Below are 26,805 nucleotides of genomic sequence, written 5' to 3' on the forward strand. Positions count from 1 at the left end.
CAGCAGTAGGGCAACATGCTCACCGTAAAGGTGAGGATCGAGTTCGCAACTCACAGACTCCGGAACTGCATCCCCGGTAGCCGCACTGTCCGCCATTTCAAGGGCGGCGATACGTATCCCATCGGGCACCTCAAGCATTGTGCCGCAATTAGCGAACAGAGATACCGACATCTACGACATACCCCAGGATACTCCGACGATGAAGCCGCACGTGGCACTAAGCCCGATGACTACCATTAAGCCCGCCCACTGAGCAGCGTAAGGAATTCGCCTCATGTCGTCACCCGTTTGACGTGAGCCGGTTGAAGATCCGTTGGCATCCCGCTAACAGTGAGTTCCGCGAAATCCTCGAACCGGCGCCTGAAGTGCATGTGCCCGGTCACCTTCATATGCCCTCTCATCCAGTCGTCTACGTCGGTGGGGTTGTCGCGCTTTTCGGATTGAGCCCCGCAGGCTTCTTCGTCACCCGCTACGCAGTACGCGGAATACTCGGGTTCAACCGTGGGGTCCTGGCGAGTGGTGTAGGGCACGTACCGGAGGAGGCTGCGACTCACTTCAAATCCCCCCATGTACTACGGGAATTCGCTTCGGAGACGGCCGGACTCAGGGCTTTGGACAGCGGCACGTATTCGAGGTTCATCGTCTCGGCGTCCCACTCTCTGCCACCCTCTAGCGGACGAAGCTGTACGCGTCCGCCAACGTGCCCCATGACGCGGCCGACGGCTCCTTGCAGAGAGTCCGTAACGGTGGTCCCGACGGGTGGCTCTTCCCTCATGCGATCAGCCGCCGCAGCCCGGCTTGAACGGCCCGGAGATCGACGGTGTTCGGGTCAGTGAAGCCGCCGCGCGGACGCCAAGCCAGTAAGGCCCAGGGGCCCAACTCCCGCTGTAGTGCGACCAGCTGCGCCACGTCATCCGGCGTGCGTGTGGTCGTCGTGGTGGTGCTGGTCATGACGGGTTGCCGTACCTTCCGTGTCTCGCTGCTGCGTGTGCCCTCTCCGTCACACCATGGCGTGCGGACGCGTACGCTCAACAGGGGGAAGGGGTTTCCAACACAGCTGGAAAGGCTGGTGAGTTGAACAGGTGAGCGAGGAGCCGGAACCGGCGAACGGCCTTGAGTGGTTCGGGCAAGAGCTAGCCGCAGCGTTAGACCACAAAGGGGCGACGCAGCAGGAGCTAGCGGACTTCACCGGCTACAAGGCCCCGTACGTGTCGAAGGTCAAGAACGGCAAGGCGCTTCCGTCGTTCCACTTCGCGGAGGGGTGCGACCACTTCTTCAACACCCCTGGCTCTTTCGCGCGGCTGCTGATCAGGATCTCGCAGCACGGACACCCTGAGTGGTTCGTGCCGTACGTGGAGTTGGAGAAGTCAGCGGCCAAGATCGAGGACTACAGCACCAGCTTCGTCATGGGCATGTTGCAGACACCGGAGTACGCGCAAGCGGTCTTCCGCGCGGCGCATCCTCGCGAGACTGAAGGTCAGATCAAGGCGCGGGTCGAACTCCGTCTCCGCCGCCGTGACGTCCTGGACCGGCCGGAGCCGCCGTTCCTGTGGGTCATCTTCCACGAGGCCGTGTTGCGCACGACCGTGGGCACTCCGGGGACTATGGCCGGACAGCTACAACACCTTGTGCAGATGGCGGAAAGCCCGCACGTCACGCTTCAAGTTCTGGCCTTCGAGGCGGGTGCCCCCGCGTCCGGTCTGCCGTTTATCCTGCTTACGCCAGACGACGGGGCGACGGTCTTGTACTCAGAGACCACCGGCAAGGGGGCCGTCAACGACTCGCCGTCTGCCGTGCGGGACTGGTCGGCTACCTATGAGCGGCTACGTGCGGCAGCTGAGTCAGAGACACGTTCCTTGGCCCTGATCCACTCGATCATGGAGGAGCACGCCAGATGAGCAACACCCCCGCCCCACGCGACGATGTGTGGGTCAAGAGCACGTACAGCGACGGGCAGGGCGGCAACTGCATCGAGTGGGCACCGTCGTACGCAATGACTCACGGTGTCGTCCCGATACGAGACAGCAAGACCCCCAGCGCTCCGGCGCTCATGCTCTCGCCCGAAGCGTTCACTGCCCTCGTGGCGTTCGCACGCAGCGCCAACGTGTAGCCGCTTCAACAGAGAACCCCATGTTTCCTCGCAGCTAGGAAACATGGGGTTCTGTCGTGCTACGGGCTAGAGAGCCAACGTCACAGCCCTGGACCCTACTTGGGTGCAGAAGTATGTTTAAGCCTGGTTCCCGGTGACGAAGTAGCTCCCGTGGCGGGCCTTCAGTCCGGCCAGGGGTGCCGCCGCGGGTCCCAGGTTCTTGACGCTGCCGTCGACCAGGTCACCGACGACCGCGATCAGGTCGGGCTGGGTCGCGCTGATCGTGTCGACGACCTTCTGCGCGAAGCCCCGGCCCAGGAGCGGCCCCAGGTGGATGTCGCTGACCACCGCGATCCTGAACCCGTGCGCGGACCGCGGCAGTTTGGCCAGGGGCACGGTGACCCGCTTGACCCTCGGCCCGCGCAGCACGCCGTACGTGCCGTAGCCGACCGTCCCGACGGCCGCGGCGGCGGCAGCGCCTCCGACGACGCGGGAGACGAAGAGACGGCGGGAGGGGGCGTTCTGCGGGGTTTCAGGGGCTGCTTCAGAGGCCGGCTCGGAGGCGCCCTCTTCGGAGGCTTGCGCGGAGGCGACTTCTTCGGAGGCGGCTTCTTCGGAGGCCGGTGCGGAGGGGGCCTGCGGTTCGCCGTCCGCCACGGCGGTCCCGGCCTGCCCGCGCCGTTCGAGGAACCGGCGCAGCAGCGGCCGTAGGACCTCTCCCGTGAGGACGGCCAGCAGCAGGTAGATCGCCAGGGCCATCCACAGGAACCCGGGCCAGCCCAGGGTCTGTTGGAGCCAGAAGGGCGCGCCGCCGCGTTCGGCGGCCAGGGCGGCGATCATCAGCACCGGGCCGGCGACGAGCACCACCGTGCCGGTGATGCGGGCGGGGCCCCACGCGCGCGTGGTGTCGCGGACGAGGCGGCGCCAGACGTACCAGTGGAGCCCGCCGAGGACGGCGACGGCGACCAGCGCCACGAGCGCGATCACGAGAACGGCCACTTCTTTATGAGGTCCGGCGCAGTGCGCGCAGTCCACGCAACCCGAGGCCCCCGATGACCGTCCCCAATACGAAGGACACGATGGCGAGCGTCAGGTGCACCCAGAAGTACGCCGTCGGACGGCCGTCGTCGAAGGCCAGTCCGCTGCTGTCTTTGACCAGGTTTTTGATGAAAGTGACCCAGATGACCCAACTCCACACCCCGAAGGCGAGCAGGAACCAGGAGACGGGGCGGCTGAGCTTCATGCGACCAGTATCGCCGTCGTCCCCGGGGGCCCGTGCCCGGGGTGGGGCGGGTGACGGGACTTCGGGTCCCCTGGCATGTACGTTCTCGTCCGTGCCCGCTCCACTGCAGACCATCAGGCGACCCCTGCTGGTGCTCTCCGCCGCCCTGTCGTCCCTCGCGCTGACCGCGCCCGTCGCCCTCGCGGCCCCGACGCCGACCCCGAGTTCGTCGGTGACTCCTACGGCGACTCCCCCGGCGAACATGTCGTCGGTGGGCGGTGCCCGCCTCGCCATGGCGGGGACGCAGGTCAATCTGACGTCCGGGGTCCCGGTGCTGCCGAAGGACGTGACCGCGCGGTCGTGGATCGTGAGCGACGCCGAGTCCGGCGCGGTGCTCGCCGCGCACAACGCCCATTGGCGGCTGCCTCCGGCGAGCACCCTGAAGATGCTGTTCGCGGACACCGTGATGCCGAAGTTCCCGAAGACGACCGAGCACAAGGTGGTCCCGACCGACCTGGCCGGAATGGGCGCCGGTTCCAGCGTGGTGCCGATAAAGGAGGGCGAGAGCTACACGGTCCACGACTTGTGGCTCGGAGTCTTCCTGCGCTCCGGGAACGACGCGGTGCATGTCCTGTCGCACATGTACGGGGGCGTCGACAAGACCGTCGCCGACATGAACACGCACGCCCAGGACCTCCAGGCGCTGGACACGCATGTGGTGACGCCGGACGGCTACGACGAGCCGGGTCAGGTCTCCTCGGCGTACGACCTGACGCTCTTCGCGCGCTCCGGGCTGCAGAAGAAGGACTTCCGGGAGTACTGCTCCACGGTGAGCGCGAAGTTCCCGGGCGAGACGACGAAGCAGAAGGGCAAGTCGGTCCGCGGGACCTTCGACATCCGCAACACCAACCGGCTGCTGAGCGGCGACTCGGACGTGTCGGTGTACCCGGGCATCGCGGGCGTCAAGAACGGCAACACCACCAACGCGGGCGCGACCTTCACCGGCGTCGCCGAACGCAACGGCAAGGTGCTCCTGGTGACCGTCATGAACCCGGAGAAGGACGAGCACAACGAGGTCTACAAGGAAGCCGCGAAGATCCTCGACTGGGGCTTCCAGGCGGACGGGAAGGTCCAGCCGGTGGGTGAGCTGGTCCCGCCGAAGAACGTCCCTCAGGCGAGCGCACAGCCGGGCGCGACGGCCTCCGGGGAGGCGGGCGGGGACACGTCCACGAAGCCGACCGCCGGCGGATCGGCCTCGGCGGTGGCTTCGGAGGACGAGGGTTCGAGCGGCGTCGGGATCGCGCTCGCCGTGACCGGCGGGCTGCTGGTGCTGCTCGCGGCGGGTGTCTTCCTGGTCAACCGGCGCTGGCCGCTGCCGGACCTGGTTCGGCGCCGTCGTCCCTGACCTTGGGGTTCTCGGTCTCGTCGGCGGGGTCGTAGGCGTCGTCCTCGGGTTCGTCCTTGCTCGGCGTCGCCGTCCAGGCGGCGCAGAACAGGACCAGCTTCGAGGTGAAGTTCATCCAGAGCAGCAGCGCCACGGGGACGCCGAACGCGCCGTACATGCTCTTCGCGGCGACGCCCTGGATGTAGCCGCTCAGCAGCAGCTTCAGCAGTTCGAAGCCGATCGCGCCGATCAGCGCGGCCACCGAGAGCCGGCGGCGCGGTGGCTCGACGCCGGGCAGCAGTGTCAGGACGTACAGCAGCAGCAGGAAGTCGACGAACACGGCGACGGCGAACGCGGCGATGCGCAGCAGGATCCCGCCCCAGCCGCCCTCGACCAGGCCCATCTCCCGGCTGATCCAGTCGACCAGGGCGGAGGCGACGGTCGAGATGGCGATCGTCGCGAGGACGGCGCCGCCCAGCCCGAGCAGCACTCCGGTGTCGATGAGTTTGCGCAGGAGGGGGTTCTCGTCGCGGTCGGGCAGCTCCCACACCGCGCGCAGGCACTCCCGCATCGAGCCGACCCAGCCGATGCCGGTGAACAGCAGGACGGCACCGGCGATGAGGCCGATGGTGCCCGCGTTGTCCACCAGGGAACCGATGTTGAGCTGGTCGGAGATGCCGGGGACCTGCTCGGCGATCTTGTTCTGCAGTTCGTGCTGCTGGTCGGTGCTGAGGGTCGCGGCGGCGATGGCGGCGGCCACGGTCAGCAGCGGGAACAGCGCGATGAAGCTGATGAACGTCATGGCGGCGGCCAGTTGTGCCCACTTCACCCGGTCCAGCCGCTCGTACGACCGCCACGCGTGCGTGAGCATCAGGCGCGCCACCAGGGGCCCGATGAAGGGGAGCTTCTTCAGCCAGTCCATGATCCGATTCTGCCCTCAGTCCATGACCTGAATGCGACCTCCCTCGCGGAGGACCAGTGTGCGGGTACCCCAAGAACGCGCAACCGCCGCACGACTGGGCCGAACTCCGCAAATAGTGAGCGACATCCGACTAATCACCCATCTCGGGGAGGGCGTCGACGGCGCACGACGTATCGCCCATAAGGTGACGATACGGTCACAGGCATGGCTGCCGACCCCGCTTCCGCCACCGGACGGTCGGCCCATGCCTCCCGTCGAGCCGTCGCCGTATCGACGCACACGCCTCGTCGGACCGCCCCCGTATCGACGCTCCCCTCGCGTCGCACCGCACCCGTTTCGACCCGCGCTCCCCGGCGCCCCCCTCCCGTCTCCGACCGGCCCGGACCCCTCATCGAATCGAACCCCTAGGAGCTGTCGTGAAGGACGCTTTCGGTCTCCCCCAGTCCCTGCTCGTCCTCGGTGGTACGTCCGAGATCGCGTTGGCCACCGCTCGCCGGATGATCGCCCGCAGTACCCGCACGGTGTGGCTGGCGGGCCGTCCGTCGCCCGCCCTGGAGACGGCCGCTTCGGAACTGCGTGTCCTGGGGGCCGAGGTCCACACCGTCGCCTTCGACGCGCTCGACCCCGACTCCCACGAGATCGTGCTCGGCAAGGTCTTCGCGGAGGGCGACGTCGACATGGTGCTGCTCGCCTTCGGGGTCCTCGGCGACCAGGCGCGGGACGAGCGGGAACCGGCCGCCGCGGTGCACGTGGCACGGACCAACTACATCGGTGCCGTGGCGTCCGGTCTGGTCAGCGCGCGGGCGTTGCAGACCCAGGGGCACGGCTCTCTGGTGGTGCTCTCCTCCGTCGCCGGCGAAAGGGCCCGCCGCGCGGACTTCATCTACGGCTCCAGCAAGGCCGGCCTGGACACCTTCACCCAGGGGCTGGGCGACGCGCTGCACGGCACCGGGGTGCACGTCATGGTCGTACGGCCGGGGTTCGTGCGGTCGAGGATGACGGCCGGCCGGGAGGAGACCCTGCTCGCGACGACACCCGGAGCTGTCGCCACGGCCATCGAACTGGGCCTGCGCCGACGCTCGGAGACGGTCTGGGTGCCCGGGACGCTGCGCGTGGTGATGGCGGCGCTGCGGCACCTGCCGAGGGCGCTGTTCCGACGCCTGCCGGTGTGACCCCTCGCGGGGCGGGCCGCGAGTTGTCGACCGTCTACTGGTGGCTGGGGATCGTGCCGCGCTCGGTGTGGGCCGCCTGGGGCGGTACGACGGCTCCCCCGAAGGCGAACTCCCGGAGCTTGCGCCAGACGCCGTCGGCACCCTGCTCGTAGAGCGCGAAGCCGGTGCACGACCACTCCGCGCGGTAGTCGGCGAGCGCTTCGAAGGCACGGTCCATCAACGCGTCGTCGATGCCGTGCGCCACGGTGACGTGCGGGTGGTACGGGAAGTGCAGCTCGCGCGCCATCGGCCCGGAGTCGTCACGGATCTGCTTCTGCAGCCAGTTGCAGGCCGCGGCGCCCTCGACGACCTGGACGTAGACCACCGGGGACAGCGGCCGGAAGGTGCCGGTGCCGGACAGCCGCATCGGGAAGGGGCGCCCGGCGGCGGCGACCTCGACGAGATGGGCCTCGACCGCGGGCAGTTGCGAGGCGTCCACCTCGGTCGGCGGCAACAGCGTGACGTGCGTGGGGATGCCGTGAGCAGCGGCGTCGCCGAAGCCCGCGCGCCGCTCCTGGAGCAGGCTGCCGTGAGGCTCCGGGACCGCGATCGACACACCGATCGTTACGGTCCCCACGTCGTCTCCTGTCGTCCTGTAGATGGTGCTGATGGTGAGCGGGGCGGCCACGCGTGCGGCCACCCGGCTATCGACTGTACGGCCACGACCGAGTTGTGGGCAGGCGCAACCGTAGTGATGTGCAGCGCTCTGTCCAGTGGTACGTCAGTGCGGTCGTACGCCTCAGTGCTTGGCGGGCAGGAAGCCGACCCGGTCGTACGCCTGGGCGAGGGTCTCGGCCGCGACGGCGCGCGCCTTCTCCGCGCCCTTGGCGAGGATCGCGTCGAGCGTCTCCGGGTCGTCCAGGTACTGCTGGGTGCGCTCCCTGAAGGGCGTCACGAACTCGACCATGATCTCGGCGAGGTCCGTCTTGAGCGCGCCGTACATCTTGCCCTCGTACTCCTGCTCCAGCTCGGCGACCGACTTGCCGGTGAGGGTGGAGTGGATGGTCAGGAGGTTGCTGACGCCCGGCTTGTTCACCACGTCGTAGCGGATCACGGTGTCCGTGTCGGTGACCGCGCTCTTGACCTTCTTGGCGGTCGCCTTCGGGTCGTCGAGAAGGTTGATGAGGCCCTTCGGGGTGGACGCCGACTTGCTCATCTTGATCGACGGGTCCTGAAGGTCGTAGATCTTCGCCGTCTCCTTCAGGATGTACGGCTTCGGGATCGTGAAGGTCTCGCCGAAGCGGCCGTTGAAGCGCTCGGCGAGGTCGCGGGTCAGCTCGATGTGCTGGCGCTGGTCCTCGCCGACCGGCACCTCGTGCGCCTGGTACAGCAGGATGTCGGCGACCTGGAGGATCGGGTACGTGAACAGGCCGACGCTGGCGCGGTCGGCGCCCTGCTTGGCGGACTTGTCCTTGAACTGGGTCATGCGGGACGCCTCACCGAAGCCGGTCAGGCAGTTCATGACCCAGGCGAGCTGGGCGTGCTCGGGGACATGGCTCTGGACGAAGAGCGTGCAGCGCTCCGGGTCGAGTCCGGCGGCCAGCAGCTGCGCGGTGGCGAGCCGGGTGTTGGCGCGCAGGTCCGCCGGGTCCTGCGGGATCGTGATCGCGTGCAGGTCGACGACCATGTAGAACGCGTCGTGGGACTCCTGCAGTGCCACCCACTGGCGGACGGCGCCGAGGTAGTTGCCGAGGTGGAACGAGCCTGCTGTGGGCTGGATTCCGGAGAGCACGCGGGGTCGATCAGAGGCCATGTTCACCATTCTCTCAGGTGTTGGGGGCCGGTCCGGAACTGGTCGGAAACAGGTGGGAACCGATGGGGCTCCGGCGGTGTAACAAGAGTGTGAGAACGCGGGAGGGGGGCCGCATCGTCGATGAGGCCGCGGTGATCGCACGTGTACGCGCCGGAGAGCCGGAGGCGTACGCGGAGCTGGTGCTCGCCCACACGGGCATCGCGCTCAGGGCGGCCGCGGCACTCGGGGCGGGAGCGGACGCGGAGGACGTGGTGCAGCAGGCCTTCGTCAAGGCGTACTGCGCGCTGGGCAAGTTCCGGGACGGCGCGGCGTTCAAGCCGTGGCTGCTGTCGATCGTCGCCAATGAGACGAGGAACACAGTGCGTACGGCGGCGCGTCAGCGCACGCTCGCCGGCCGGGAGGCTTCGTTCGCGGAGGCCGAGCCGCTGATACCGGAATCGGCGGACCCGGCGGTCGCCACGCTGGAGACCGAGCGCCGCGCGGCCCTGCTGTCCGCCCTGGAGCAGCTGAGCGAGGACCACCGCCTGGTCGTGACCTACCGCTATCTCCTGGAGATGGACGAGCCGGAGACGGCCCAGGCTCTCGGCTGGCCACGCGGCACGGTGAAATCCCGACTGAACCGCGCCCTGAAGAAACTGGGTCGCCTGCTGCCGGATTTCCGACCTCGGGAAGGGGGTGACGAGGATGAGTGACGGACGGGAGTCCTACGACGACGACGGCGCCGGTGAGGACGCCGGGCGCCGGCCGGTGGGCCGCGACGGGCACGTGGATGCCTCCCGGTTGCCCGCCGAGCTGCGGGCGTTGGGGCGTTCGCTGGACGCGCGGGGCGGTGGTGAGGGCGCCGGGTCCGAGACGATGGTCGAGCGGGTGCTGGCCCAGATATTGGCCGAGCACCTCCCGGTCCCCGTCCAGGAGCCGGCCCCGACCGGGGTCCGGGCGCGACTGCACGCCGTCCGGCGCTGGACGCGGCTGCGGCGGCGGGCGCTGGTGGCGGGCCTGTGCGGTCTGCTGACGGTGCTCGTGCTCACGCCCCCGGTGCGCGCGGCGGTCTTCGACTGGTTCGGCTTCGGCGGGGTCGAGGTGCGGTACGACCCGTCGGCGGTGCCGTCGGCCGGGGCCGAGGTGCCGGGATGCGGGCGGTCGGTGACTTTGGCGCAGGCCCGTCAGCGGGCCGGGTTCGAGCCGCTGGTGCCGGACGTGCTGGGGGTGCCGGACGCGGTGACGGTGACCGCCGAACCACAGGGGCGCTTTCTGGTGAGCCTGTGCTGGCGGGAGAGCGGACACACGGTCCGGGTCGACGAGTATCCGGCGCGGCTGGACATCGGTTTCGCCAAGACGGTGCGCGAGCCGCCGGAGTGGCTGTCGCTGGACGGGACGGTCCCGCCGGAGGGCATACAGAACCCGGCGCTGTGGTTCGCGCGACCGCATCTGCTGAGCTTCTGGCTGGTGGGCGCGGACGGGCACCGTTATACGCGGGAGGAGCGGACGGCGGGGCCGACGCTGCTGTGGACCCAGGTGGTCGGTGGGGTACCGGGCGAGAATCTGACGTTCCGTCTGGAGGGCGTGGCGTCCGAGCGGCGGGCTGTGGAGATCGCGCGGTCGGTGGAGCGGCGGGGGTAGGTGCCGCGAACTGGGCCTGTGATGCGGGGAGTTCAAGCAACGCGGGCGGGATGGGAACCTCGGCGGTTCGAGCGGTGTACCAGAAGTGACAGGCGGCTCGCGGGTGGGCCGTACGGGATCGGCTGGTTGGAGGTTCGGATGTCCGGAGGCGGGAGTGCGGTCGGGACGGGTGGGAGTGCGGGCCGAGTGGGGAGGGGCGCGGGCGGGGTTCGTGAACTCGCGGCGCTGGGCGGGGCGTTGACGGTGACGCTGGCCCTGATGGTGTGGGGCGCGTCGGACGCGGCGGCGGGCGGACCGACCAGCGTGGTCGTGACCTCACCGGAGAGCGGCCAGGCCAAGGCGCTGTACTACTCGGACCAACAGTACGGAGAACTGCAGCAGTTGCTCGGCCCGGAGGGCAAGGGCACCCGCGACAAGCCACCCGAGGCCGATCTGGCCCACGCCCGTCAGATCAATGTCACGTGGCTGGCGCACGACATATCTCCCTGGCGGATCGACCGGGTCTTCCCGGTCGAGTCCAAGCCGCAGGCGGTCTGGATTCACACGGCGGCGGACGTGTCGGCGAACACCAACCTGAACGGCTATTGGCACCGGGCCGGACACCCCGCCCAACTACGCGCCCTCTTGAAGCAGTTGGCCGTGATGGGCAAGTACACCGGCGAGGGCTATGCCGGCATCTTCCCGACACCGTGGCAGTCGGGCGGGTCCGCCACCGCCGCGCCTGAGACCGACACGGCGACCACCACTGTGCGGGTGGCGGCGCAGGACAAGGGCGACGGCACCGACTGGTGGTGGGCGATACCGGGTGCGGGGGCCGGTGCGGTACTTGCCCTGGCGCTACGGCCGTTCGCCGCGCGGCTGCCGTTGGGGCGGTGGCGGAGGGGGCGGGAGCCGGGGCCTCGGCAGGAGTTGCGGGACGTGTGAGGACGGAGGGCGCGAGGAGCGAGGAGAGGGGGCGAGCTGCGATGGAGGGGGGATGGATGGCACGCGGGTGGGGGCGAACGAGGTTTCGGGGCCTGTGTCTTGGTGTTGGTGTTGTGGCGGGGTCGGTGTTGATGACCCTGGCGGGGGTGGCTCAAGGCCAGGCCGTCGAGATGAACCGGGCGCAGGTCCAGGCACGGGACCATGCGCAGGACCCGGCCCGGGACATCCCGGATCTGGCGCTGGTCGTGGCGGGTGGCACGGGGCGGACGGAGACGTGGCGGTCGGGGCAGTCGTCGTTCGCTCGTCTGTGGGCGTTGATGCAGCCGACGTACGCGGGGACGGAGCGGGTGTCGGACGAGTGGGAGGCGGGCCGGTATCCGGCGGTGCGGATCACCGTGGTGTGGGGGCTGACCGGGGTCGGGGGCTGGCCCAGCACGAATCGGGCACCGGGTGGTGATGTGGCGGTGGAGCGGGAGGACCAGTTGTTCGTGGCCTCGGACGGTACTCCGTGGGTGCGGACGGATCCGGCGCCGGAGGTGGCGGACGACGACATCCGCTGGCATCGGGCGCCGCGCCCGGTCTTCGCTCAGTGGGAGCGGGCGGGGTCGCTCGGTGAAGTCGGCGGCGCGGGAAGGGAAGTTGGGAACGGCGCCGAATCGGCGGGGCCCGCCGGAGCCGTCTGGTGGGCGGCGGCGGGCGTGGCCCTCGGGGTGGGCGGCTCGCTGCTGATACGCCGCGCGGCGGCCCGGCGTGAGGCCGGACCGCCGCGCGAGGAACCACGACAGGAACTCATCGATCTGTGAGAGTCGCCGATCTTTGACAACTCAACAGAGGGCGTTGGTCAGCCGTCAGCCGAGGTCGATCTCCGGGTAGAGCGGGAAGCCGGCGACGAGGTCGGTGGCGCGGTGGGAGATCTCGTCCGCGACCTTCGGGTCGAGGATGTGCTGCGCCTTGGACGGCGCGCCCTTGCTGGTGGTGCCGGGCTCCGTGGTGGTGAGGACGCGGTCGATGAGACCGGCGACCTCGTCCATCTCGGCGGTGCCCAGACCGCGGGTGGTCAGGGCGGGCGTGCCGATGCGGATGCCCGAGGTGTACCAGGCGCCGTTGGGGTCGGCGGGGATGGCGTTGCGGTTGGTGACGATGCCCGAGTCGAGCAGGGCGGCCTCGGCCTGGCGGCCGGTGAGGCCGTAGGAGGAGGCGACGTCGATCAGGTTGAGGTGGTTGTCGGTGCCGCCGGTGACGAGGGTGGCGCCGCGGCGCATCAGACCGTCGGCCAGCGCGCGGGAGTTGTCGACGATGCGCTGGGCGTAGTCCTGGAAGGAGGGCTGCCGGGCCTCGGCGAGGGCGACGGCCTTCGCGCCCATCACGTGCGCGAGCGGGCCGCCGAGGACCATCGGGCAGCCGCGGTCGACCTGGTCCTTGAGGGAGTCGTCGCACAGGACCATGCCGCCGCGCGGGCCGCGCAGCGACTTGTGGGTGGTGGTGGTGACGATCTGTGCGTGCGGGACCGGGTCGAAGTCGCCGGTCAGCACCTTGCCCGCGACCAGGCCGGCGAAGTGCGCCATGTCCACCATCAGGGTCGCCCCGACCTCGTCGGCGATCTCGCGCATGATGCGGAAGTTCACGAGACGCGGGTAGGCGGAGTAGCCGCCGACGATGATCAGCGGCTTGAACTCGCGGGCGGAGGCGCGCAGGGCGTCGTAGTCGATGAGGCCGGTGACGGGGTCGGTGCCGTAGGAGCGCTGGTCGAACATCTTGCCGGAGATGTTCGGGCGGAAGCCGTGGGTGAGGTGGCCGCCGGCGTCCAGGGACATGCCGAGCATGCGCTGGTTGCCGAAGGCCTGACGGAGTTCGGCCCAGTCGGCGTCAGAGAGGTCGTTGACCTGACGGACCCCGGCCTTGGCGAGGGCGGGGGCCTCGACCCGGGCGGCGAGGACGGACCAGAAGGCGACGAGGTTGGCGTCGATGCCGGAGTGCGGCTGGACGTAGGCGTGACGGGCACCGAAGAGTTCGCGGGCGTGCTCGGCGGCGAGTGCCTCGACGGTGTCCACGTTGCGGCAGCCGGCGTAGAAGCGGCGGCCGATGGTGCCCTCGGCGTACTTGTCGCTGAACCAGTTGCCCATGGCCAGGAGGGTGGCCGGGGAGGCGTAGTTCTCGGAGGCGATGAGCTTGAGCATCTCGCGCTGGTCGGCGACTTCCTGGCCGATGGCGTCGGCGACGCGCGGCTCGACGGCGCGGATCACGTCGAGGGCGGCGCGGAAGGCGGTGGACTCGTTGGAGAGAGGCACGGAATTGTCGGGCATGGGGACCTCCGGACGTGGCGTTCGGCGTTCACGGTACGGCCCAGGCGCACGGCACACATTCCAGCTCGGGCCGCTCCCCGATGGTCGGTCCCATCCCAGCGCGCCAGTCACGGCCCGCCGGTCAGCCTACCGGGCGTGCCCGACGGTGCGGCTCCTGCGTCCACCATGCGGGCGGGGATAAGAAAGGGGTCACTCTCACCCCCTGGAGACGCCGTGACCAGTACGGAAGCACTCATCGCCGCCGCCGAGGCGCACACCGCGCACAACTACCACCCGCTGCCGTTGATGGTCGCCACCGCTGAGGGTGCGTGGATGACGGACGTGGAGGGGCGGCGGTACCTCGATCTGCTGGCCGGGTACTCGGCGCTGAACTTCGGGCACGGCAACCCGCGGCTGATCGCGGCGGCGAAGGCGCAGTTGGAGCGGGTGACGCTGACGTCGCGGGCGTTCCACCACGACCGGTTCGGCGCGTTCTGTGAGGAGTTGGCAGAGCTGTGCGGCATGGAGCTCGTGCTGCCGATGAACACGGGCGCGGAGGCGGTGGAGACCGCGCTGAAGACGGCCCGGAAGTGGGGGTCTCAGGTCAAGGGGGTGCCTGCCGGGCGGGCGAAGATCGTGGTGGCGGGCAACAACTTCCACGGCCGTACGACGACGATCGTCAGCTTCTCGACCGACCTGGAGGCGCGAGCTGACTTCGGGCCGTACACGCCGGGCTTCGAGATCGTGCCGTACGGCGATCTCACCGCGATGCGGGCGGCGATCAGTGAGAACACGGTCGCCGTGCTGTTGGAGCCGATCCAGGGGGAGGCGGGGGTGGTGGTGCCGCCCGCCGGATATCTGGCGGGGGTGCGGGAGTTGACGCGCGAGCGGAACGTGCTCTTCGTCGCCGACGAGATCCAGTCGGGGCTGGGGCGGACGGGGCGGACGTTCGCGTGCGAGCACGAGGGGGTGGTGCCCGACATGTACGTGCTCGGCAAGGCGCTGGGCGGCGGGGTGGTGCCGGTGTCGGCGGTGGTGTCGAGTGCGGAGGTGCTGGGCGTGTTCCGGCCCGGGGAGCACGGGTCGACGTTCGGCGGGAATCCGCTGGCGTGTGCGGTGGCGCTGGAGGTGATCGCGATGCTGCGGTCGGGCGAGTACCAGGCGCGGGCCACTGAGCTCGGGGAGCATCTGCTCAGGGAATTGCGGGAGTTGACCGGTACGGGCCGGGTGACGGCGGTGCGCGGGCGGGGGTTGTGGGCGGGGGTCGACATCGCTCCGGCGGTCGGGACGGGGCGGGAGATCTCGGAGAGGTTGATGGACCGGGGCGTTCTGGTGAAGGACACCCACGGGTCGACGATCCGGATCGCGCCGCCGCTGATGATCAGCCGGGAGGATCTGGACTGGGGACTGGCCCAGCTGCGCGCGGTGTTGGGGGTCTAGCCGCCACCCCCGGAGTTCCTGGAGAAGACCCCCCGGAGTTCCTGGAGAAGGCCATCGAGTTCCGGGAGGTCGCCTCCCGGTTCCGGGAGTTCGGTGAGAGGGCTCGCCTGAGAGACCGTTGCGATCTCCGCTCCCCTAGAGTCACTTTGTGCTCTTTGGAATGGTGTGCGCGCTCGGCGCGGCGGTCTGCTTCGGTACGGCGACGGTGTTGCAGGCGGTCGCCGCGCGGGCGGCCTCGACGGGTGGGGGCGGGGACGCGGCGCTGCTGCTGCGGGCGCTGCGGCAGTGGCGGTATCTGGCGGGGCTGGGGCTGGACGGGCTGGGGTTCGTGTTCCAGATCGTCGCGCTGCGGTCGCTGCCCATCTACGCGGTCGGCGCGGCGCTGGCGTCGAGCCTCGCGGTGACGGCGGTGGTGGCCGCCCGGTTGCTGGGAGTTCGGCTCAGCGGGGTCGAGTGGGCGGCCGTGGGTGTGGTGTGCGCGGGGCTGGCGATGCTGGGGCTGGCGTCCGGGGCGGAGGGGCACCGGGACGGGTCCATGGCGTTGAAGTGGGCGATGTTGGCGACGGCGGTGGCAGTGCTGTTGCTCGGGTTGATCGGTGGGCGACTGCCGGAGCGGGGGCGGGCGTTGACGCTCGGGTTGGGGGCCGGGTTCGGGTTCGGGGTGGTCGAGGTGGCGGTGCGGTTGATCGACTCGCTCGAGCCGGCGACGTTGCTGACCAATCCGGCGACGTATGCGCTGCTGGTCGGTGGGGGTGCGGCGTTTCTGCTGTTGACGACGGCTCTGCAGCGGGGGTCTGTCACGACGGCCACGGCGGGGCTGGTGATCGGGGAGACGCTGGGCCCGGCGGCGGTGGGGGTGGTGTGGCTCGGGGACCGGACGCGGGACGGGTTGGAGTGGCTGGCGGTGTTGGGGTTCCTGGTCGCGGTGGCGGGGGCGTTGGCGCTGGCGCGGTTCGGCGAGGCGCCTGCCTCCGGCGGTGAGGCGGTTGACGGTGCGGGTGAGTTGGGGTGAGCGTCCCTGGGGGCTGCGCCCCCAGACCCCCCTTCGGCCCCGAAAGGGCCTCGTCCTCAAACGCCGGACGGGCTGAGTTGTACCGGCCTGTGTTGAGACGGCGAACGGGCTGAGTTGTGCCGGCCTGTGTTGAAACGGCGAACGGGCTGAGGGATAGCGGCCTGCGTGTGAGGGGCGCCGTCCCCCAAATGAAAGGCACCCCCTCACGGCAACACCCGGCACAGCGCCTCCAGCGCTCCCGTCCACGCGTGGTCCGGTGGGGTGCCGTAGCCCACGACCAGGGCGTCCAGGGGGTCGGCCAGGGCGTGTTCGTGGCGGTAGAAGGACAGGGTGTGAAGGGCCAGGCCCTGCCAGGCGGCGGCTTGGACCACGGACTGTTCGGTGCCGGGTGGGAGGCTGAGGACGGCGTGGAAGCCGGCGGCGATGCCGGTGACGTGAACGTCGGGGGCGTGCTGGGCGAGGGCGTCGACCAGGGTGTCGCGGCGGCGGCGGTAGCGCAGGCGGGCGGAGCGGACGTGGCGGTCGTAGGCGCCGGAGGTGATGAACTCGGCGAGGGTCAGCTGGTCCAGGACGCCGCAGGTGTCGATGCCGCCCTTGGCTTTCGCTACCTCCTCCACCAGGGACGGGGGCAGGACCATCCAGGCCAGTCGGAGGCCGGGAGCGAGGGACTTGCTGGCGGTGCCGAGGTAGACGACCTGGTCCGGGTCGAGGCCCTGGAGGGCGCCGATCGGCTGGCGGTCGTAGCGGAACTCGCCGTCGTAGTCGTCCTCCAGGACCAGGCCGCCGGTGCGGCGGGCCCAGTCGACGACGGCGGAGCGGCGCTCGTGGCGGAGGGGGAGGCCCATGGGGAACTGGTGGGCGGGGGTGAGGAGGACGGCCGACTCGTCCGTCAGCCGGCCCGGGTCGGTGCCCAGTTCGTCGAAGGGGAGCGGGCGGGTGCGCAGGCCGGCCTCGTCCAGGATCTGCCAGTGCGCGGTCAGGCCGTAGGACTCGACGGCGATGTCCTGGGCGCCGCGGGCGCGCAGCACCGCGGCGATCAGTCTCAGGCCGCTGGAGATGCCCGCGCTGATCAGGATGTGCTCGGGGTCGGCGCGGACGCCGCGGACGCGGGAGAGGTAGGCGGCGAGGGCGGTGCGGAGTTCGACGCGGCCGCGGGGGTCGCCGTAGCCGAGGGCCTGGTAGGGAGCGGCGGTGAAGGCGCGGCGGGCGGCCTTGAGCCACTCGGTGCGGGGGAAGGCGGCGAGGTCGGGGGTGCCGGGGACGAGGTCGTAGGTGGGGCGGCCGTGGAGGCGGCGGGGCGGGGTGGTGTCGGCGGGCGGGACGACGGCTCGTTCGGCGACACGGGTGCCGGAGCCCTGGCGGGCGGTGAGCCAGCCCTCGGCGACGAGGTCGGCGTAGGCGTCGGCGACGGTGTTGCGGGCGATGCCCAGGTCGGCGGCGAGGGTGCGGGAGGACGGCAGCCGGGTGCCGGGGGCGAGGCGGCCGGTGCGGACGGCGTCGCGCAGGGCGTCGGTGAGGCCGCGGCGGACGCCGGTGCCGGTCGGTTCGACATGGAGGTCGACGCCCAGATTGGCCCAAGATTTCACCATGGAAATGGACCATACTCCTGGGCTGCCTTGCTCCTAGGGTCGTAGACATGACCACAGCACACGAAGCTCCTTACGCCCCCGAACACAGCCCCCGTCTGGACTGGGCCCAGCTCGCCCCCGAGGTCTACAAGGCGATGGTCCGGCTCGACGCCGCCGCCCGGAAGGGGCTCGACCCGACGCTGCTGGAGCTGGTGAAGATCCGCGCCTCGCAGCTGAACCACTGCGCGTTCTGCCTCGACATGCACACCAAGGACGCGCTCGCGGCGGGCGAGAGCGTGGAGCGGATCATCCAGCTCGGCGCGTGGGAGGAGTCGCGGCACTTCTACACCGAGAAGGAGCTGGCGGCGATCGAGCTGACCGAGGCGGTCACCGTGCTCACGGACGGGTTTGTGCCGGACGAGGTGTACGAGCGGGCGGCCGAGCACTTCGAGGAGGCCGAGCTGGCGCAGCTGATCGCCGCGATCACGGTGATCAACGCGTGGAACCGGTTCGGTGTGAGCACGCGGATGGTGCCGGGGCACTACAAGGCGGGACAGTACAAGTGACGGAGCGGACGCGGCTGTTGGACCGTGAGGTCGGGCGGGCGCTGTCCTCGGTCAGCGCCGCCGCGAAGAGGGGGCTGGGCGATCCCGCGCTCGCCGAACTCGTCGTGATCCGTGCCTCGCAGCTCAACCACTGCGCGTTCTGCCTGGACATGCACCTGCGGGTGGCGCGTGAACTCGGGGTGAGTGAGCGGCAGTTGGATCTGCTGGCCGCCTGGGAGGAGGCCGAGGACGTCTTCGACGAGCGAGAGCGGGCCGCGCTCGCGCTGACCGAGGCGGTCACGGTGCTGACGGAGGGGTTCGTGCCGGACGCGGTGTACGCGAGCGCCGCCGCGCACTTCGACGACCGTCAACTCGCTCATCTCATCGGGCTGATCACCGCCATCAACAACTGGAACCGGGTGATGGTCAGCCGCCGTATCGAACCTGGGGGTTATCAGCCGTGAGTGGCAAGGTCGAGCTGTTCCGGAGTCTGCATCGGCGGCGGCAGCCCGGTGATCCGCTGGTGCTGCCCGGCCCCTGGGACGCGGCAAGTGCACGGGCGTTGGTGGCGGCCGGGTTCCCGGCGCTCGCGACGCCCAGTGCCGGGGTCGCGGCCTCGCTGGGGTACGAGGACGGGGCGACGCCGGCGGACGAGATGTTCGCGGCGGTCGCGCGGATCGTGCGGGCCGTGGACGTGCCGGTGTCCGCCGATGTCGAGGGTGGATACGGGCTCGCGCCGAAGGAGCTGGTGGAGCGGCTGTTGGAGGCGGGGGCGGTCGGCTGCAACCTCGAGGACTCCGAGGACGGGGTGCTCAAGGACCCGCGGCGGCACGCGGAGTGGCTGGCGGAGGTGCGGTCGGTGGCGGCGGACCGGTTGTTCGTCAACGCGCGGGTCGACGTCTTCCTGCACGGTGACGGTGATCCCGAACGGGCCATCGAGCGGGCCGCGTTGTATGTCGCGGCGGGTGCCGACTGCGTCTATCCGATCATGGCTCCGGCGGAGGTGCTGCCGTTGCTGCGGTCGGGTATCCAGGGTCCGGTCAACGTGCTGGGCCGGCTGGACGGCGAGGGCCCCTCGCCCACCGCACTCGGTGAACTCGGGGCCACGCGCATCACGTTCGGGCCGGGGCTCCAGCGCTGGACGGCACTCGCGCTCGAGGAGAGGGCCGTAGAGCTGAAGCGGTGAGCGGGGTCAGGACAGCCAGGCCTTCCAGGTGGCGGGGTGGTCGTCCACCCACTTCTTCGCGGCGTAGGCCGGGGAGAGTTTCTGGTCGGCGATCATCAGGGAGACCTCGTTCTGGTCCTCGGTCGTCCACGTGAACTTCTTCAGGAAGGCCGACGCCTTGCCGCCCTTCTTGGCGAAGTCCGTGTTGAGGTACTTCTGCAGCGGGGTGTGGGGGTAGGCGCAGGCGACCTTGGCGGCGTCGGCGTCACAACCCTCCTTGTAGGCGGGGAGCTTGACCTCCGTCATGGGGACCTTCTTGAACAGCCACTGGGGGGCGTACCAGTAGGTGAGGAAGGGCTTCTTCTCCTTGGCGAACTGCTTCATCTGGGTGATCTGCGCGGCCTCCGAACCGGCGAAGACCACCTGGTAGTTCAGCTTCAGATTCGTCACCAGGGCCTTGTCGTTGGTGACGTAGGAGGGCGAGCCGTCCATCAACTGACCCTTGCTGCCGCTCTCGGCGGTGCGGAACAGCGAGGAGTACTTGTTGAGGTTCTTCCAGTCGGTGATGTCCGGGTGCTGCTTGACCAGGTAGGTCGGGACGTACCAGCCGATGTGCCCGGTGACGCCGAGGCCGCCCGCGCGCGTGATCGTCTTCTTGTCGTCGACGTAGCGCTTCTCCTGGTCGGGGTGGCCCCAGTCCTCCATGATCGCGTCGACCCGGCCCTGGCTGAGCGCGTCCCAGGCGGGGACCTCGTCGACCTGGACGGTGTCGACGCGGTAGCCGAGCTTGTGCTCCAGCAGGTACTGCGCGACCGCCACGTTGGCCTGTGCGCCCACCCAGGACTGGACGGAGAGGGTCACGGTCTTGGCGCCCTGCGCGTTGGCGAAGGGCGAGGCCTGCTTGGTCATGTCGGCGGCGCCGCAGCCCGAGAGCAGGGCGAGGGACGTCACCGCGGCCACTGAGTAAGCCGTACGGGTTCGCATGTCACGCTCCCTTCTTGGTGCGGCGTTCGGTCGGTTGGGTCACCCGGTCGAGCATCAGGCCGAGGCAGACGATCGCGGCACCGGCGACCAGGCCGGTCGCCAGGTCGCCTTGGGCCAGGCCGAACACGGCGTCGTAGCCGAGGGCGCCGCCGCCGACCAGGCCGCCGATGATGACGACGGCGAGGACCAGGACCACGCCCTGGTTGACGGCGAGGAGCAACGCCGGGCGGGCGAGCGGGAGTTGGATCTGCCGCAGCTGCTGGGCGCTGGTCGCGCCGAGCGAGCGGGCCGACTCCAGGGCGGCCGGGTCGACCTGGCGCAGGCCCTGTGCGGTGATGCGGACGACGGCGGGCAGCGCGTAGACGACGGCCGCCGCGACGGCGGGGGCGCGGCCGACGCCGAAGAGGGCGACGACCGGGATCAGGTAGACGAACTGCGGCATGGTCTGGCAGACGTCGAGGACGGGGCGCAGGGCGCGTTCGAAGCGGTCGCTGCGGGCGGCGGCGATGCCGGTCGCGAAGCCGAGGACGAGGGTGACGGCCACGGCGGCGAGCACCTGCGACAGGGTGTCGAGGGACGGCTTCCACATGCCGAGCACGCCGATCGCGGCCATGGCGAGGACGGCGGTGAGCGCGGTGCGCCAGGTGCCGATCACCCAGGCGAGGGCGGCGACGATCAGCAGCACCGACCACCACGGCAGCCACTGCAGGCCGTCGCGTACGGGGTCCAGGACCCAGGTGGTGAAGTGGCCGGCCCAGTCTGCGGTGCCGCCGAGGTAGGGGACGCCGGAGTAGAGGTGGGCGGTCATCCAGTCGACGACGCGGTTCACCGGTTCGGCGATGCCGAGGGTCCAGCCGGAGGGCCAGTCCAGGGCGCCGGCCAGCCGGGCGACCACGGCTACGGCGACGGTGGCGCCGAGGGCGTAGAGCCAGGGGCGGAGGTTCGAGCCCGGTTCGGCCGCGGACGCGTCGGTCTGCTCACCGGCGGCCGCGGTGACGCGGTCGAGGACGACGGCGAGGAGCACGATCGGGATGCCGGCGGCGAGGGCGGCACCGACGTCGACGGAGGCGAGGGCCTGGTAGACGCGGTCGCCGAGGCCTCCGGCGCCGATGACGGAGGCGATGACGGCCATGGAGAGGGCCATCATGATCGTCTGGTTGAGGCCGAGGAGGAGCTGCTTGCGGGCCAGCGGGAGCCGCGCGGTCAGCAGGCGTTGGCGGCCGGTGGCGCCCAGGGACTCGACGGCTTCGAGGACCTCCGGGTCGGCGTTGCGCAGGCCGAGCGCGGTGAGGCGGGCCATGGGCGGGGCGGCGTAGACGACCGTGGCGAGGACGGCGGCGGGGACGCCGATGCCGAAGACGAGGACGACGGGGAGGAGGTAGGCGAAGGCGGGGAGCACCTGCATGGTGTCCAGGACCGGGCGCAGTGCGCGGTCCGTGCGTTCGGAGAGGCCGCCGGCCAGGCCGAGCAGGGCGCCCACGACGACCGAGGTGAGGACGGCGACCACCATCAGCGCGAGGGTCTGCATGGTCGGCACCCACATGCCGAGCAGTCCGCAGACGAGGAAGGCGACGCCGGTGCCGATCGCGAGCCGTACGCCCGCGACCCGCCAGGCGACGAGCGCGCCGAACGCGGTGACGCCGGCCCAGCCCGCGGCGAGCAGGACGAGGTAGACGGCGCGTACGGAGAGGACGACGGCATTGCTGATGTAGCCGAAGAAGTAGAGGAACAGCGGGGAGCTGTCGCGGTTGTCGATGATCCAGTCGTTGGCCCGGCCCAGCGGACCGGACAGGTCGACGGTGAGAGCGTTCGGCCAACTGCCGCTGGACCAGTACGCGTTGGCGAGCGGCACGAGGATCGCGGCGGCGAGCGCGAGCAGCAGGAGTTTGTGCGCGGCCCGGTGCCGGAGGATGCCGGGGAGGGCCGGGCGCGGGGCGGGTGCGGTGACCGTTGCCATCAGACCGCCTCCTTGTGGAGCTCCGCCCCTGCCACGACGTCCAGCAGCCGTGCCTGGTCGACCACGCCGAGGCAGCGGCCGTTCTCGACGACACAGGCGGGCTTCCCGCTCCGGGACACGACCTTGATCGCCTCGGCGACGACCGCGTCGGCCGCGAGCGCGCCGGGGTGCTCCTGGCCTCCGCAGTCTCCCGGGCGCATGGCCGTGCGGACGGTCATGACGTCCGCGCGCGGGACGTCGCGGACGAACTCGCGGACGTAGTCGTCGGCGGGTGAGCCGACGATCTCCTCGGGGGTGCCGAGCTGGACGATGCGGCCGTCGCGCATCAGGGCGATGCGGTCGCCGAGCTTGAGCGCCTCGTTCAGGTCGTGGGTGATGAAGACCATCGTGCGGCCCTCTTCCTGGTGCAGCCGGACGACCTCCTCCTGCATGTCGCGCCGGATCAGCGGGTCGAGCGCGCTGAACGGCTCGTCGAACAGCAGGACTTGGGGGTCGACCGCCAACGCGCGGGCGAGGCCGACGCGTTGGCGCTGGCCGCCGGAGAGCTGGCCGGGGCGGCGCTGCTCCATGCCTTCCAGGCCGACCTTGGTGACGACCTCGGCGGCGCGGCGGCGGCGCTCGGCCTTGGAGACGCCCTGGATCTCCAGGCCGTAGGCGACGTTGTCGAGGACCGTGCGGTGCGGGAGGAGGCCGAAGTGCTGGAAGACCATCGCGGCACGGTGGCGGCGGAGTTCGCGCAGCCGGGACCGGTCCATGGCGCGGACGTCCTCGCCGTCGATGGCGATGGTGCCGGCGGTGGGTTCGATGAGGCGGGTGAGGCAGCGGACCAGGGTGGACTTGCCGGAGCCGGAGAGGCCCATCACCACGAAGACCTCGCCCTTGCGGACGTCGAAGGAGACGTCGCGGACGGCGGCGGTGCAGCCGGTGCGGGCGCGCAGGGCGGCGGCGTCGAGGGAGGTGAGTTCGGGGTCGGCGGGGACCTCGTCGGCCTTCGGGCCGAAGACCTTCCAGAGGCCGTCCACCGAGAACACGGGGTCACCGGCCGTACCTGTACCCGCGGAACCACCGACGGCATCCGTACTCGCGGAGCTGCCGGCGGCTCCCGTGTTCGCGGAACTGCCGGACTCGTCAAGGCCGTTGGGTGTGCTGACGGTACTCATCGCGCACCACCTCCGATCAGGTCGACGGCCCTCTCGCCGACCATGAGCACCCCGATCATCGGGTTCACGGCGGGCATGGTCGGGAAGACGGAGGCGTCGGCGATCCGGAGACCGTCCAGGCCGCGCACACGCAACTCCGGGTCTACTACGGCGAGTTCGTCGGCGTCGGCGCCCATGCGACAGGTGCCGGCCGGGTGGTAGACGGTGTGGGCGACCTTGCGGGCGTACTCGCTCAGCTCGGCGTCGCCGAGGATCTCCGGGCCGGGGCACACCTCGCGCTTGAGCCAGCCGGCGAGGGGTTCGGTCTTCGCGATCTCGCGGGCGATGCGGATGCCGTCGACGAGGGTGCGGCCGTCGTAGTCGTCCTCGTCGGTGAAGTACCGGAAGTCCAGGGCGGGTTTGACGGCCGGGTCGGCGCTCTCCAGGTACAGACGGCCGCGGCTCTTCGGCTTGGGGATGTTCGGGGTCATGGAGACGCCGAACTCGGGGCGTTCGTAGCCGAGGCGCTCGGGGTTGTCGGTGAAGGGCACCTGGTAGAAGTGGAACATCAGGTCGGGGCCCGGGTGTTGGGGGTCGCGCCGGACGAACAGGCCCGCGTCGGAGTCCATCGCGGAGTTCTCCGGGATCGGCCCGTTGGTCTCCCAGACGATGACCGACTCGGGGTGGTCGAGGAGGTTCTCGCCGACGCCCGGGAGGTCCACGGCGACGTGGATGCCGAGCGCTTCGAGGTCCGCGCGGGGGCCGATGCCCGAGTGCAGCAGCAGGCGCGGGGAGTCGACGGCGCCGGCGCACAGGACGACTTCGCGGCGGGCGCGGACGAGGATCTCCTCGCCGTCCTTGGTGCGGACGTGGACGCCTTCCGCGCGGGTGCCGTCCAGCTCCAGGCGGTGGGCCCACGTCTCGAGGAAGAGGGTGAGGTTGGGGCGCTCGTCCATCACCGGGTGCAGATACGCGACGGACGCGCTGGACCGCTTGTTGTTCTCCGGGTGGTAGGCGAGGTCGAAGAAGCCGACGCCGTCCGTGAACGGGGCCTTGTTGAAGCCCTCGACGCGCGGGACGTCGAGCGCCTCCTGGGCCGCGTCGACGAAGTCGCGGGCGATGGCGTTCCGGTCCTTCTCGTCGACCGGGACGATGTTGTTGAGGAGGCGCGCGTAGTACGCCTCCATCGATATCGCGCCCCAGCCCTTCGCCCCGGCCGCCTCCCACTCGTCCCAGTCGGACGGCAGCGGCTTGAAGGCGATCAGGGTGTTGTGCGAGGAGCAGCCGCCGAGGACGCGGGCGCGGCTGTGCCGGATGTGCGAGTTGCCGCGCGGCTGCTCGGTGGTCGGGTAGTCGTAGTCCAGCTCGCCGCCGAGGAGGCCCATCCAGCGGCGCAGGGTCAGTACGTCCTCGCGGCCGACGTCGCTGGGGCCGCCTTCGATGACAGCGACGGTGACGTCGGGGTTCTCGGTGAGGCGGGAGGCGATGACGGAGCCGGCCGTTCCGCCGCCGATGACGACGTAGTCGTATAGGTGAGGGGTCTCAGGCATGGAGCAACTCCGGGTAGAGGTGGTCTCTTCGGGGGCGGGTGCGGGGGCGGGTGCGGGTGCGAGTACTGGTGCGGGTGCGTTGTGGCTGGTCGCGCAGTTCCCCGCGCCCCTAGGTGGGCTGGGGGTAGCGGGGTCGGTGAGTTGACGGGATCAGCCCGCGAAACAGCCAGGTGGGCAGGGGTTGGCGGGGTCAGGGAGTCGACGGGATCAGCCCGCGAAACTGCCAGGTGGGCGGGGGTTGGCGGGGTCAGGGAGTCGACAGGATCGCCCGCGAACCAGCTAGGTGGGCTGGGGTAGCGAGGTCGGTAGGTCGATGGGATCAGCCTGCGAACCAGCGGACCGGTGTCGGCGCCAGGTTTTGGTACACGTGCTTGGTCTCGCGGTACTCGGCGAGTCCGGTGGGGCCCAACTCCCTGCCCACGCCGCTCTTTCCGAAGCCGCCCCACTCCGCCTGCGGAAGGTAGGGGTGGAAGTCGTTGATCCAGACGGTGCCGTGCCGCAGCCGTCCGGCGACGCGGCGCGCCCGACCCGCGTCGGCGGTCCAGACGGCGCCCGCGAGGCCGTACTCGGTGTCGTTGGCGAGCGCGACGGCCTCGTCCTCGGTGCGGAAGGTCTCGACGGTGAGGACCGGCCCGAAGACCTCTTCGCGTACGACGGTCATCTCGCGGTGGCACTGATCGAGCACGGTCGGCTCGTAGAAGTAGCCAGTGGCGGGCCGGGACGCGGTCGGCTCGGGGCGCTTGCCGCCGGAGCGCAGCACCGCGCCCTCGGCGAGGGCGGCGACGACGTACGACTCGGTCTTGGCGCGCTGCTGCTCGGAGACCAGCGGACCGCACTCGACGCCGTCCTCGGTGCCGCGGCCGAGGCGGATCTTCTCGGCGCGGCGGGCGAGTTCCGCGACGAAGCGCTCGCGGACGGTTTCCTCGACGATGAGGCGGGCACCCGCGGAGCAGACCTGGCCGCTGTGGATGAAGGCCGCGTTGAGGGCCTGGTCGACGGCCGTGTCGAAGCCCTCTTCGGTGGCGCAGGCGTCGGCGAAGACGACGTTGGGGTTCTTGCCGCCGAGTTCGAGGGCGACCTTCTTCACGGTCACGGCGGCGGCCTGGGCGACCTTCGTGCCGCTGACGAGGCCGCCGGTGAAGGAGACGAGGTCGACGTCGGGGTGCTCGGCGAGGCGGGCGCCGACCGTGTGGCCGGGGCCGGTGACGATGTTGGCGACACCGGCGGGCAGACCGGCCTCGACGAGCAGGTCGATGAGGGCGATCGTCGTCAGCGGGGTGATCTCGCTGGGCTTGACGACGAAGGTGTTGCCGGCCGCGAGGGCGGGCGCGATCTTCCAACTCGCCTGGAGCAGCGGGTAGTTCCAGGGGGTGATCAGCGCGCAGACACCGACGGGCTCGTGCACGACGACGCTGTGCACCTCGGGGGTGCCCGCGTCGACGACCCGGCCGGGGGCCTCGCCGGTGACGAGGTCGGCGAAGTAGCGGAAGGCGTCGGCGACACAGTCGATGTCGACCCGGCCCTCCTCCACGGTCTTGCCCGCGTCCCGGCTCTCCAGCAGGCCGAGCTGTTCGCGGTCGCGCACGAGGAGGTCGGCGACGCGGCGCAGCAGGGCGGCACGCTCGGTGACGGGGGTGAGCGGCCAGGCGCCCTGACCGCCGTCGAAGGCGGCACGGGCGGCGGCGACGGCTATGTCCGTGTCCTTCTCGTCGCCCTCCGCGACCACGGCGAACGGCAGCGCGTCCGCGGGGTCGATGATCTCGCGCGTGGCGCCGGAGACCGCTTCGAGCCACTCCCCGCCCGCGTGAATGGTCTTCCCCACCTGCTGTTCCGTGTTGTCGGCCATGATCGGTATTGCCTTCCGTTCCTGTTCAGTGCCCCAACGTCACCTAACTGTCACTCTCGGGGACTGCGAGCGCCTGCCCGGGACGTCCGTATGCATGCGCAATCCCTGGTGGAAAGTGGGCCGCGTCACTGAACATGCGGACATAAGGTGCGAAACGTAGGCCGGAGCATCTGTATCAGGCTGAGGCAGCTG

At 70.4% G+C, this 26,805-nt stretch carries 26 protein-coding genes, 1 pseudogene and 1 riboswitch; of the genes and pseudogenes, 13 read left to right on the top strand and 14 right to left on the bottom strand.

What is annotated here, in order from left to right:
• Nucleotides 1-272: 272 nt before the first annotated feature.
• Both OHT77_RS45040 and OHT77_RS18280 read right to left on the bottom strand, forming a co-directional pair.
• The gene (locus OHT77_RS45040; protein WP_443048055.1) at nucleotides 273-569 is read right to left on the bottom strand and encodes a DUF7848 domain-containing protein; all 297 of its coding nucleotides are present in this window, start codon (nucleotides 567-569) and stop codon (nucleotides 273-275) included.
• Between the two features lie 202 nt (nucleotides 570-771).
• A complete protein-coding gene (locus OHT77_RS18280) occupies nucleotides 772-951 on the bottom strand; it encodes a hypothetical protein (protein WP_328829552.1) in 180 nt (59 codons plus the stop codon).
• 131 nt (nucleotides 952-1,082) lie between these two features.
• Here OHT77_RS18280 and OHT77_RS18285 point away from each other — a divergent pair, with 131 nt between their 5' ends.
• Together OHT77_RS18285 and OHT77_RS18290 are read left to right on the top strand one after the other, a co-directional pair.
• Nucleotides 1,083-1,898, top strand: a complete 816-nt coding sequence (locus tag OHT77_RS18285) for a helix-turn-helix domain-containing protein (RefSeq protein WP_328829553.1) — start codon at nucleotides 1,083-1,085, stop codon at nucleotides 1,896-1,898.
• Entirely contained in the window at nucleotides 1,895-2,110 is a 216-nt protein-coding gene (locus OHT77_RS18290; RefSeq protein WP_328829554.1) for a DUF397 domain-containing protein, read from the top strand. The genes OHT77_RS18285 and OHT77_RS18290 overlap by 4 nt, the downstream gene beginning before the upstream one ends.
• A gap of 126 nt (nucleotides 2,111-2,236) precedes the next feature.
• Here OHT77_RS18290 and OHT77_RS18295 read toward each other — a convergent pair.
• Nucleotides 2,237-3,088 (bottom strand): annotated as a pseudogene (locus OHT77_RS18295) (metallophosphoesterase); the annotation flags it as partial.
• 4 nt (nucleotides 3,089-3,092) lie between these two features.
• A complete protein-coding gene (locus OHT77_RS18300) occupies nucleotides 3,093-3,332 on the bottom strand; it encodes an SCO4848 family membrane protein (protein ID WP_328829555.1) in 240 nt (79 codons plus the stop codon).
• A gap of 91 nt (nucleotides 3,333-3,423) precedes the next feature.
• Between OHT77_RS18300 and OHT77_RS18305 the strand changes: the two genes are divergently transcribed.
• Nucleotides 3,424-4,716, top strand: coding sequence for a D-alanyl-D-alanine carboxypeptidase family protein (locus OHT77_RS18305; protein ID WP_328829557.1), 1,293 nt, complete (start codon nucleotides 3,424-3,426; stop codon nucleotides 4,714-4,716).
• Here OHT77_RS18305 and OHT77_RS18310 read toward each other — a convergent pair.
• Nucleotides 4,667-5,617 (bottom strand): YihY/virulence factor BrkB family protein, encoded by a 951-nt coding sequence (locus OHT77_RS18310; protein WP_328829558.1) that lies wholly within the window; start codon nucleotides 5,615-5,617, stop codon nucleotides 4,667-4,669. The two genes, OHT77_RS18305 and OHT77_RS18310, sit on opposite strands and share 50 nt — an antisense overlap.
• Before the next feature lie 416 nt (nucleotides 5,618-6,033).
• Between OHT77_RS18310 and OHT77_RS18315 the strand changes: the two genes are divergently transcribed.
• The gene (locus OHT77_RS18315) at nucleotides 6,034-6,789 is read left to right on the top strand and encodes a decaprenylphospho-beta-D-erythro-pentofuranosid-2-ulose 2-reductase (RefSeq protein ID WP_328829559.1); all 756 of its coding nucleotides are present in this window, start codon (nucleotides 6,034-6,036) and stop codon (nucleotides 6,787-6,789) included.
• A gap of 34 nt (nucleotides 6,790-6,823) precedes the next feature.
• On the opposite strand, the gene OHT77_RS18320 is transcribed toward OHT77_RS18315, so the two are convergent.
• Both OHT77_RS18320 and trpS read right to left on the bottom strand, forming a co-directional pair.
• Nucleotides 6,824-7,405: a 2'-5' RNA ligase family protein gene (locus OHT77_RS18320; RefSeq protein ID WP_328829560.1), complete on the bottom strand. Its 582-nt coding sequence runs from the start codon at nucleotides 7,403-7,405 to the stop codon at nucleotides 6,824-6,826.
• A gap of 162 nt (nucleotides 7,406-7,567) precedes the next feature.
• Nucleotides 7,568-8,581 (bottom strand): tryptophan--tRNA ligase, encoded by a 1,014-nt coding sequence (gene trpS, locus OHT77_RS18325; RefSeq protein WP_328829561.1) that lies wholly within the window; start codon nucleotides 8,579-8,581, stop codon nucleotides 7,568-7,570.
• Between the two features lie 131 nt (nucleotides 8,582-8,712).
• On the opposite strand from trpS, the gene OHT77_RS18330 reads away from it, so the two are divergent.
• From OHT77_RS18330 to OHT77_RS18345, 4 genes are all read left to right on the top strand, one after another.
• Nucleotides 8,713-9,273, top strand: coding sequence for an RNA polymerase sigma factor (locus OHT77_RS18330; protein ID WP_328829562.1), 561 nt, complete (start codon nucleotides 8,713-8,715; stop codon nucleotides 9,271-9,273).
• Nucleotides 9,266-10,201 carry a hypothetical protein gene (locus tag OHT77_RS18335; protein WP_328829563.1) on the top strand — a complete coding sequence of 312 codons (936 nt, stop codon included), beginning with the start codon at nucleotides 9,266-9,268 and terminating at the stop codon, nucleotides 10,199-10,201. Before OHT77_RS18330 ends, OHT77_RS18335 begins: the two co-directional genes overlap by 8 nt.
• A gap of 186 nt (nucleotides 10,202-10,387) precedes the next feature.
• Nucleotides 10,388-11,125, top strand: coding sequence for a hypothetical protein (locus OHT77_RS18340; RefSeq protein WP_328829564.1), 738 nt, complete (start codon nucleotides 10,388-10,390; stop codon nucleotides 11,123-11,125).
• A gap of 170 nt (nucleotides 11,126-11,295) precedes the next feature.
• Nucleotides 11,296-11,928, top strand: coding sequence for a hypothetical protein (locus OHT77_RS18345; RefSeq protein ID WP_328834272.1), 633 nt, complete (start codon nucleotides 11,296-11,298; stop codon nucleotides 11,926-11,928).
• A gap of 45 nt (nucleotides 11,929-11,973) precedes the next feature.
• Here OHT77_RS18345 and OHT77_RS18350 read toward each other — a convergent pair whose 3' ends face one another.
• Nucleotides 11,974-13,428, bottom strand: coding sequence for a glycine hydroxymethyltransferase (locus OHT77_RS18350; RefSeq protein WP_328829566.1), 1,455 nt, complete (start codon nucleotides 13,426-13,428; stop codon nucleotides 11,974-11,976).
• A gap of 31 nt (nucleotides 13,429-13,459) precedes the next feature.
• Nucleotides 13,460-13,549: riboswitch (ZMP/ZTP riboswitch) on the bottom strand.
• Nucleotides 13,550-13,593: 44 nt separating this feature from the next.
• On the opposite strand from OHT77_RS18350, the gene rocD reads away from it, so the two are divergent.
• Nucleotides 13,594-14,847: an ornithine--oxo-acid transaminase gene (gene rocD, locus OHT77_RS18355; RefSeq protein WP_443048214.1), complete on the top strand. Its 1,254-nt coding sequence runs from the start codon at nucleotides 13,594-13,596 to the stop codon at nucleotides 14,845-14,847.
• Nucleotides 14,848-15,007: 160 nt separating this feature from the next.
• On the top strand, nucleotides 15,008-15,859 hold the full coding sequence (locus tag OHT77_RS18360) for a hypothetical protein (protein ID WP_328834273.1): 852 nt from the start codon (nucleotides 15,008-15,010) through the stop codon (nucleotides 15,857-15,859).
• Between the two features lie 203 nt (nucleotides 15,860-16,062).
• On the opposite strand, the gene pdxR is transcribed toward OHT77_RS18360, so the two are convergent.
• Complete coding sequence (pdxR, locus tag OHT77_RS18365) at nucleotides 16,063-17,448, bottom strand: MocR-like pyridoxine biosynthesis transcription factor PdxR (protein WP_328829568.1); 1,386 nt, start codon at nucleotides 17,446-17,448, stop codon at nucleotides 16,063-16,065.
• Nucleotides 17,449-17,495: 47 nt separating this feature from the next.
• Here pdxR and OHT77_RS18370 point away from each other — a divergent pair, with 47 nt between their 5' ends.
• Genes OHT77_RS18370 through OHT77_RS18380 form a run of 3 tightly spaced genes read left to right on the top strand, consistent with a single transcriptional unit; the run spans nucleotide 17,496 to nucleotide 19,158 of the window.
• Complete coding sequence (locus tag OHT77_RS18370) at nucleotides 17,496-17,993, top strand: carboxymuconolactone decarboxylase family protein (protein WP_328829569.1); 498 nt, start codon at nucleotides 17,496-17,498, stop codon at nucleotides 17,991-17,993.
• Nucleotides 17,990-18,436, top strand: coding sequence for a carboxymuconolactone decarboxylase family protein (locus tag OHT77_RS18375; protein WP_328829570.1), 447 nt, complete (start codon nucleotides 17,990-17,992; stop codon nucleotides 18,434-18,436). Before OHT77_RS18370 ends, OHT77_RS18375 begins: the two co-directional genes overlap by 4 nt.
• Nucleotides 18,433-19,158 (top strand): isocitrate lyase/PEP mutase family protein, encoded by a 726-nt coding sequence (locus tag OHT77_RS18380; RefSeq protein WP_328829571.1) that lies wholly within the window; start codon nucleotides 18,433-18,435, stop codon nucleotides 19,156-19,158. Before OHT77_RS18375 ends, OHT77_RS18380 begins: the two co-directional genes overlap by 4 nt.
• Before the next feature lie 6 nt (nucleotides 19,159-19,164).
• Here OHT77_RS18380 and OHT77_RS18385 read toward each other — a convergent pair whose 3' ends face one another.
• From OHT77_RS18385 to OHT77_RS18405, 5 genes are all read right to left on the bottom strand, one after another.
• Nucleotides 19,165-20,121: an ABC transporter substrate-binding protein gene (locus OHT77_RS18385; protein ID WP_328829572.1), complete on the bottom strand. Its 957-nt coding sequence runs from the start codon at nucleotides 20,119-20,121 to the stop codon at nucleotides 19,165-19,167.
• A gap of 1 nt (nucleotide 20,122) precedes the next feature.
• On the bottom strand, nucleotides 20,123-22,078 hold the full coding sequence (locus tag OHT77_RS18390; protein ID WP_328829574.1) for an ABC transporter permease: 1,956 nt from the start codon (nucleotides 22,076-22,078) through the stop codon (nucleotides 20,123-20,125).
• The gene (locus OHT77_RS18395) at nucleotides 22,078-23,100 is read right to left on the bottom strand and encodes a quaternary amine ABC transporter ATP-binding protein (protein WP_402415371.1); all 1,023 of its coding nucleotides are present in this window, start codon (nucleotides 23,098-23,100) and stop codon (nucleotides 22,078-22,080) included. The genes OHT77_RS18390 and OHT77_RS18395 overlap by 1 nt, the downstream gene beginning before the upstream one ends.
• 134 nt (nucleotides 23,101-23,234) lie before the next feature.
• A complete protein-coding gene (locus OHT77_RS18400) occupies nucleotides 23,235-24,767 on the bottom strand; it encodes a GMC family oxidoreductase (protein ID WP_328829577.1) in 1,533 nt (510 codons plus the stop codon).
• Nucleotides 24,768-25,086: 319 nt separating this feature from the next.
• The gene (locus OHT77_RS18405; RefSeq protein ID WP_328829578.1) at nucleotides 25,087-26,613 is read right to left on the bottom strand and encodes an aldehyde dehydrogenase family protein; all 1,527 of its coding nucleotides are present in this window, start codon (nucleotides 26,611-26,613) and stop codon (nucleotides 25,087-25,089) included.
• Nucleotides 26,614-26,805: the final 192 nt, after the last annotated feature.

The organism is Streptomyces sp. NBC_00252 (genome assembly GCF_036187565.1).
In the GTDB taxonomy this organism is placed as follows: Bacteria; Actinomycetota; Actinomycetes; order Streptomycetales; family Streptomycetaceae; genus Streptomyces.

Coding starts and splice junctions, on each gene's coding strand:
- OHT77_RS45040 (WP_443048055.1), bottom strand. CDS start 569: ATGGGGGGATTTGAAGTGAGTCGCAGCCTCCTCCGGTACGTGCCCTAC.
- OHT77_RS18280 (WP_328829552.1), bottom strand. CDS start 951: ATGACCAGCACCACCACGACGACCACACGCACGCCGGATGACGTGGCG.
- OHT77_RS18290 (WP_328829554.1), top strand. CDS start 1,895: ATGAGCAACACCCCCGCCCCACGCGACGATGTGTGGGTCAAGAGCACG.
- OHT77_RS18300 (WP_328829555.1), bottom strand. CDS start 3,332: ATGAAGCTCAGCCGCCCCGTCTCCTGGTTCCTGCTCGCCTTCGGGGTG.
- OHT77_RS18310 (WP_328829558.1), bottom strand. CDS start 5,617: ATGGACTGGCTGAAGAAGCTCCCCTTCATCGGGCCCCTGGTGGCGCGC.
- trpS (WP_328829561.1), bottom strand. CDS start 8,581: ATGGCCTCTGATCGACCCCGCGTGCTCTCCGGAATCCAGCCCACAGCA.
- OHT77_RS18335 (WP_328829563.1), top strand. CDS start 9,266: ATGAGTGACGGACGGGAGTCCTACGACGACGACGGCGCCGGTGAGGAC.
- OHT77_RS18345 (WP_328834272.1), top strand. CDS start 11,296: ATGAACCGGGCGCAGGTCCAGGCACGGGACCATGCGCAGGACCCGGCC.
- OHT77_RS18350 (WP_328829566.1), bottom strand. CDS start 13,428: ATGCCCGACAATTCCGTGCCTCTCTCCAACGAGTCCACCGCCTTCCGC.
- rocD (WP_443048214.1), top strand. CDS start 13,594: ATGCGGGCGGGGATAAGAAAGGGGTCACTCTCACCCCCTGGAGACGCC.
- OHT77_RS18360 (WP_328834273.1), top strand. CDS start 15,008: ATGGTGTGCGCGCTCGGCGCGGCGGTCTGCTTCGGTACGGCGACGGTG.
- pdxR (WP_328829568.1), bottom strand. CDS start 17,448: ATGGTGAAATCTTGGGCCAATCTGGGCGTCGACCTCCATGTCGAACCG.
- OHT77_RS18370 (WP_328829569.1), top strand. CDS start 17,496: ATGACCACAGCACACGAAGCTCCTTACGCCCCCGAACACAGCCCCCGT.
- OHT77_RS18385 (WP_328829572.1), bottom strand. CDS start 20,121: ATGCGAACCCGTACGGCTTACTCAGTGGCCGCGGTGACGTCCCTCGCC.
- OHT77_RS18390 (WP_328829574.1), bottom strand. CDS start 22,078: ATGGCAACGGTCACCGCACCCGCCCCGCGCCCGGCCCTCCCCGGCATC.
- OHT77_RS18400 (WP_328829577.1), bottom strand. CDS start 24,767: ATGCCTGAGACCCCTCACCTATACGACTACGTCGTCATCGGCGGCGGA.
- OHT77_RS18405 (WP_328829578.1), bottom strand. CDS start 26,613: ATGGCCGACAACACGGAACAGCAGGTGGGGAAGACCATTCACGCGGGC.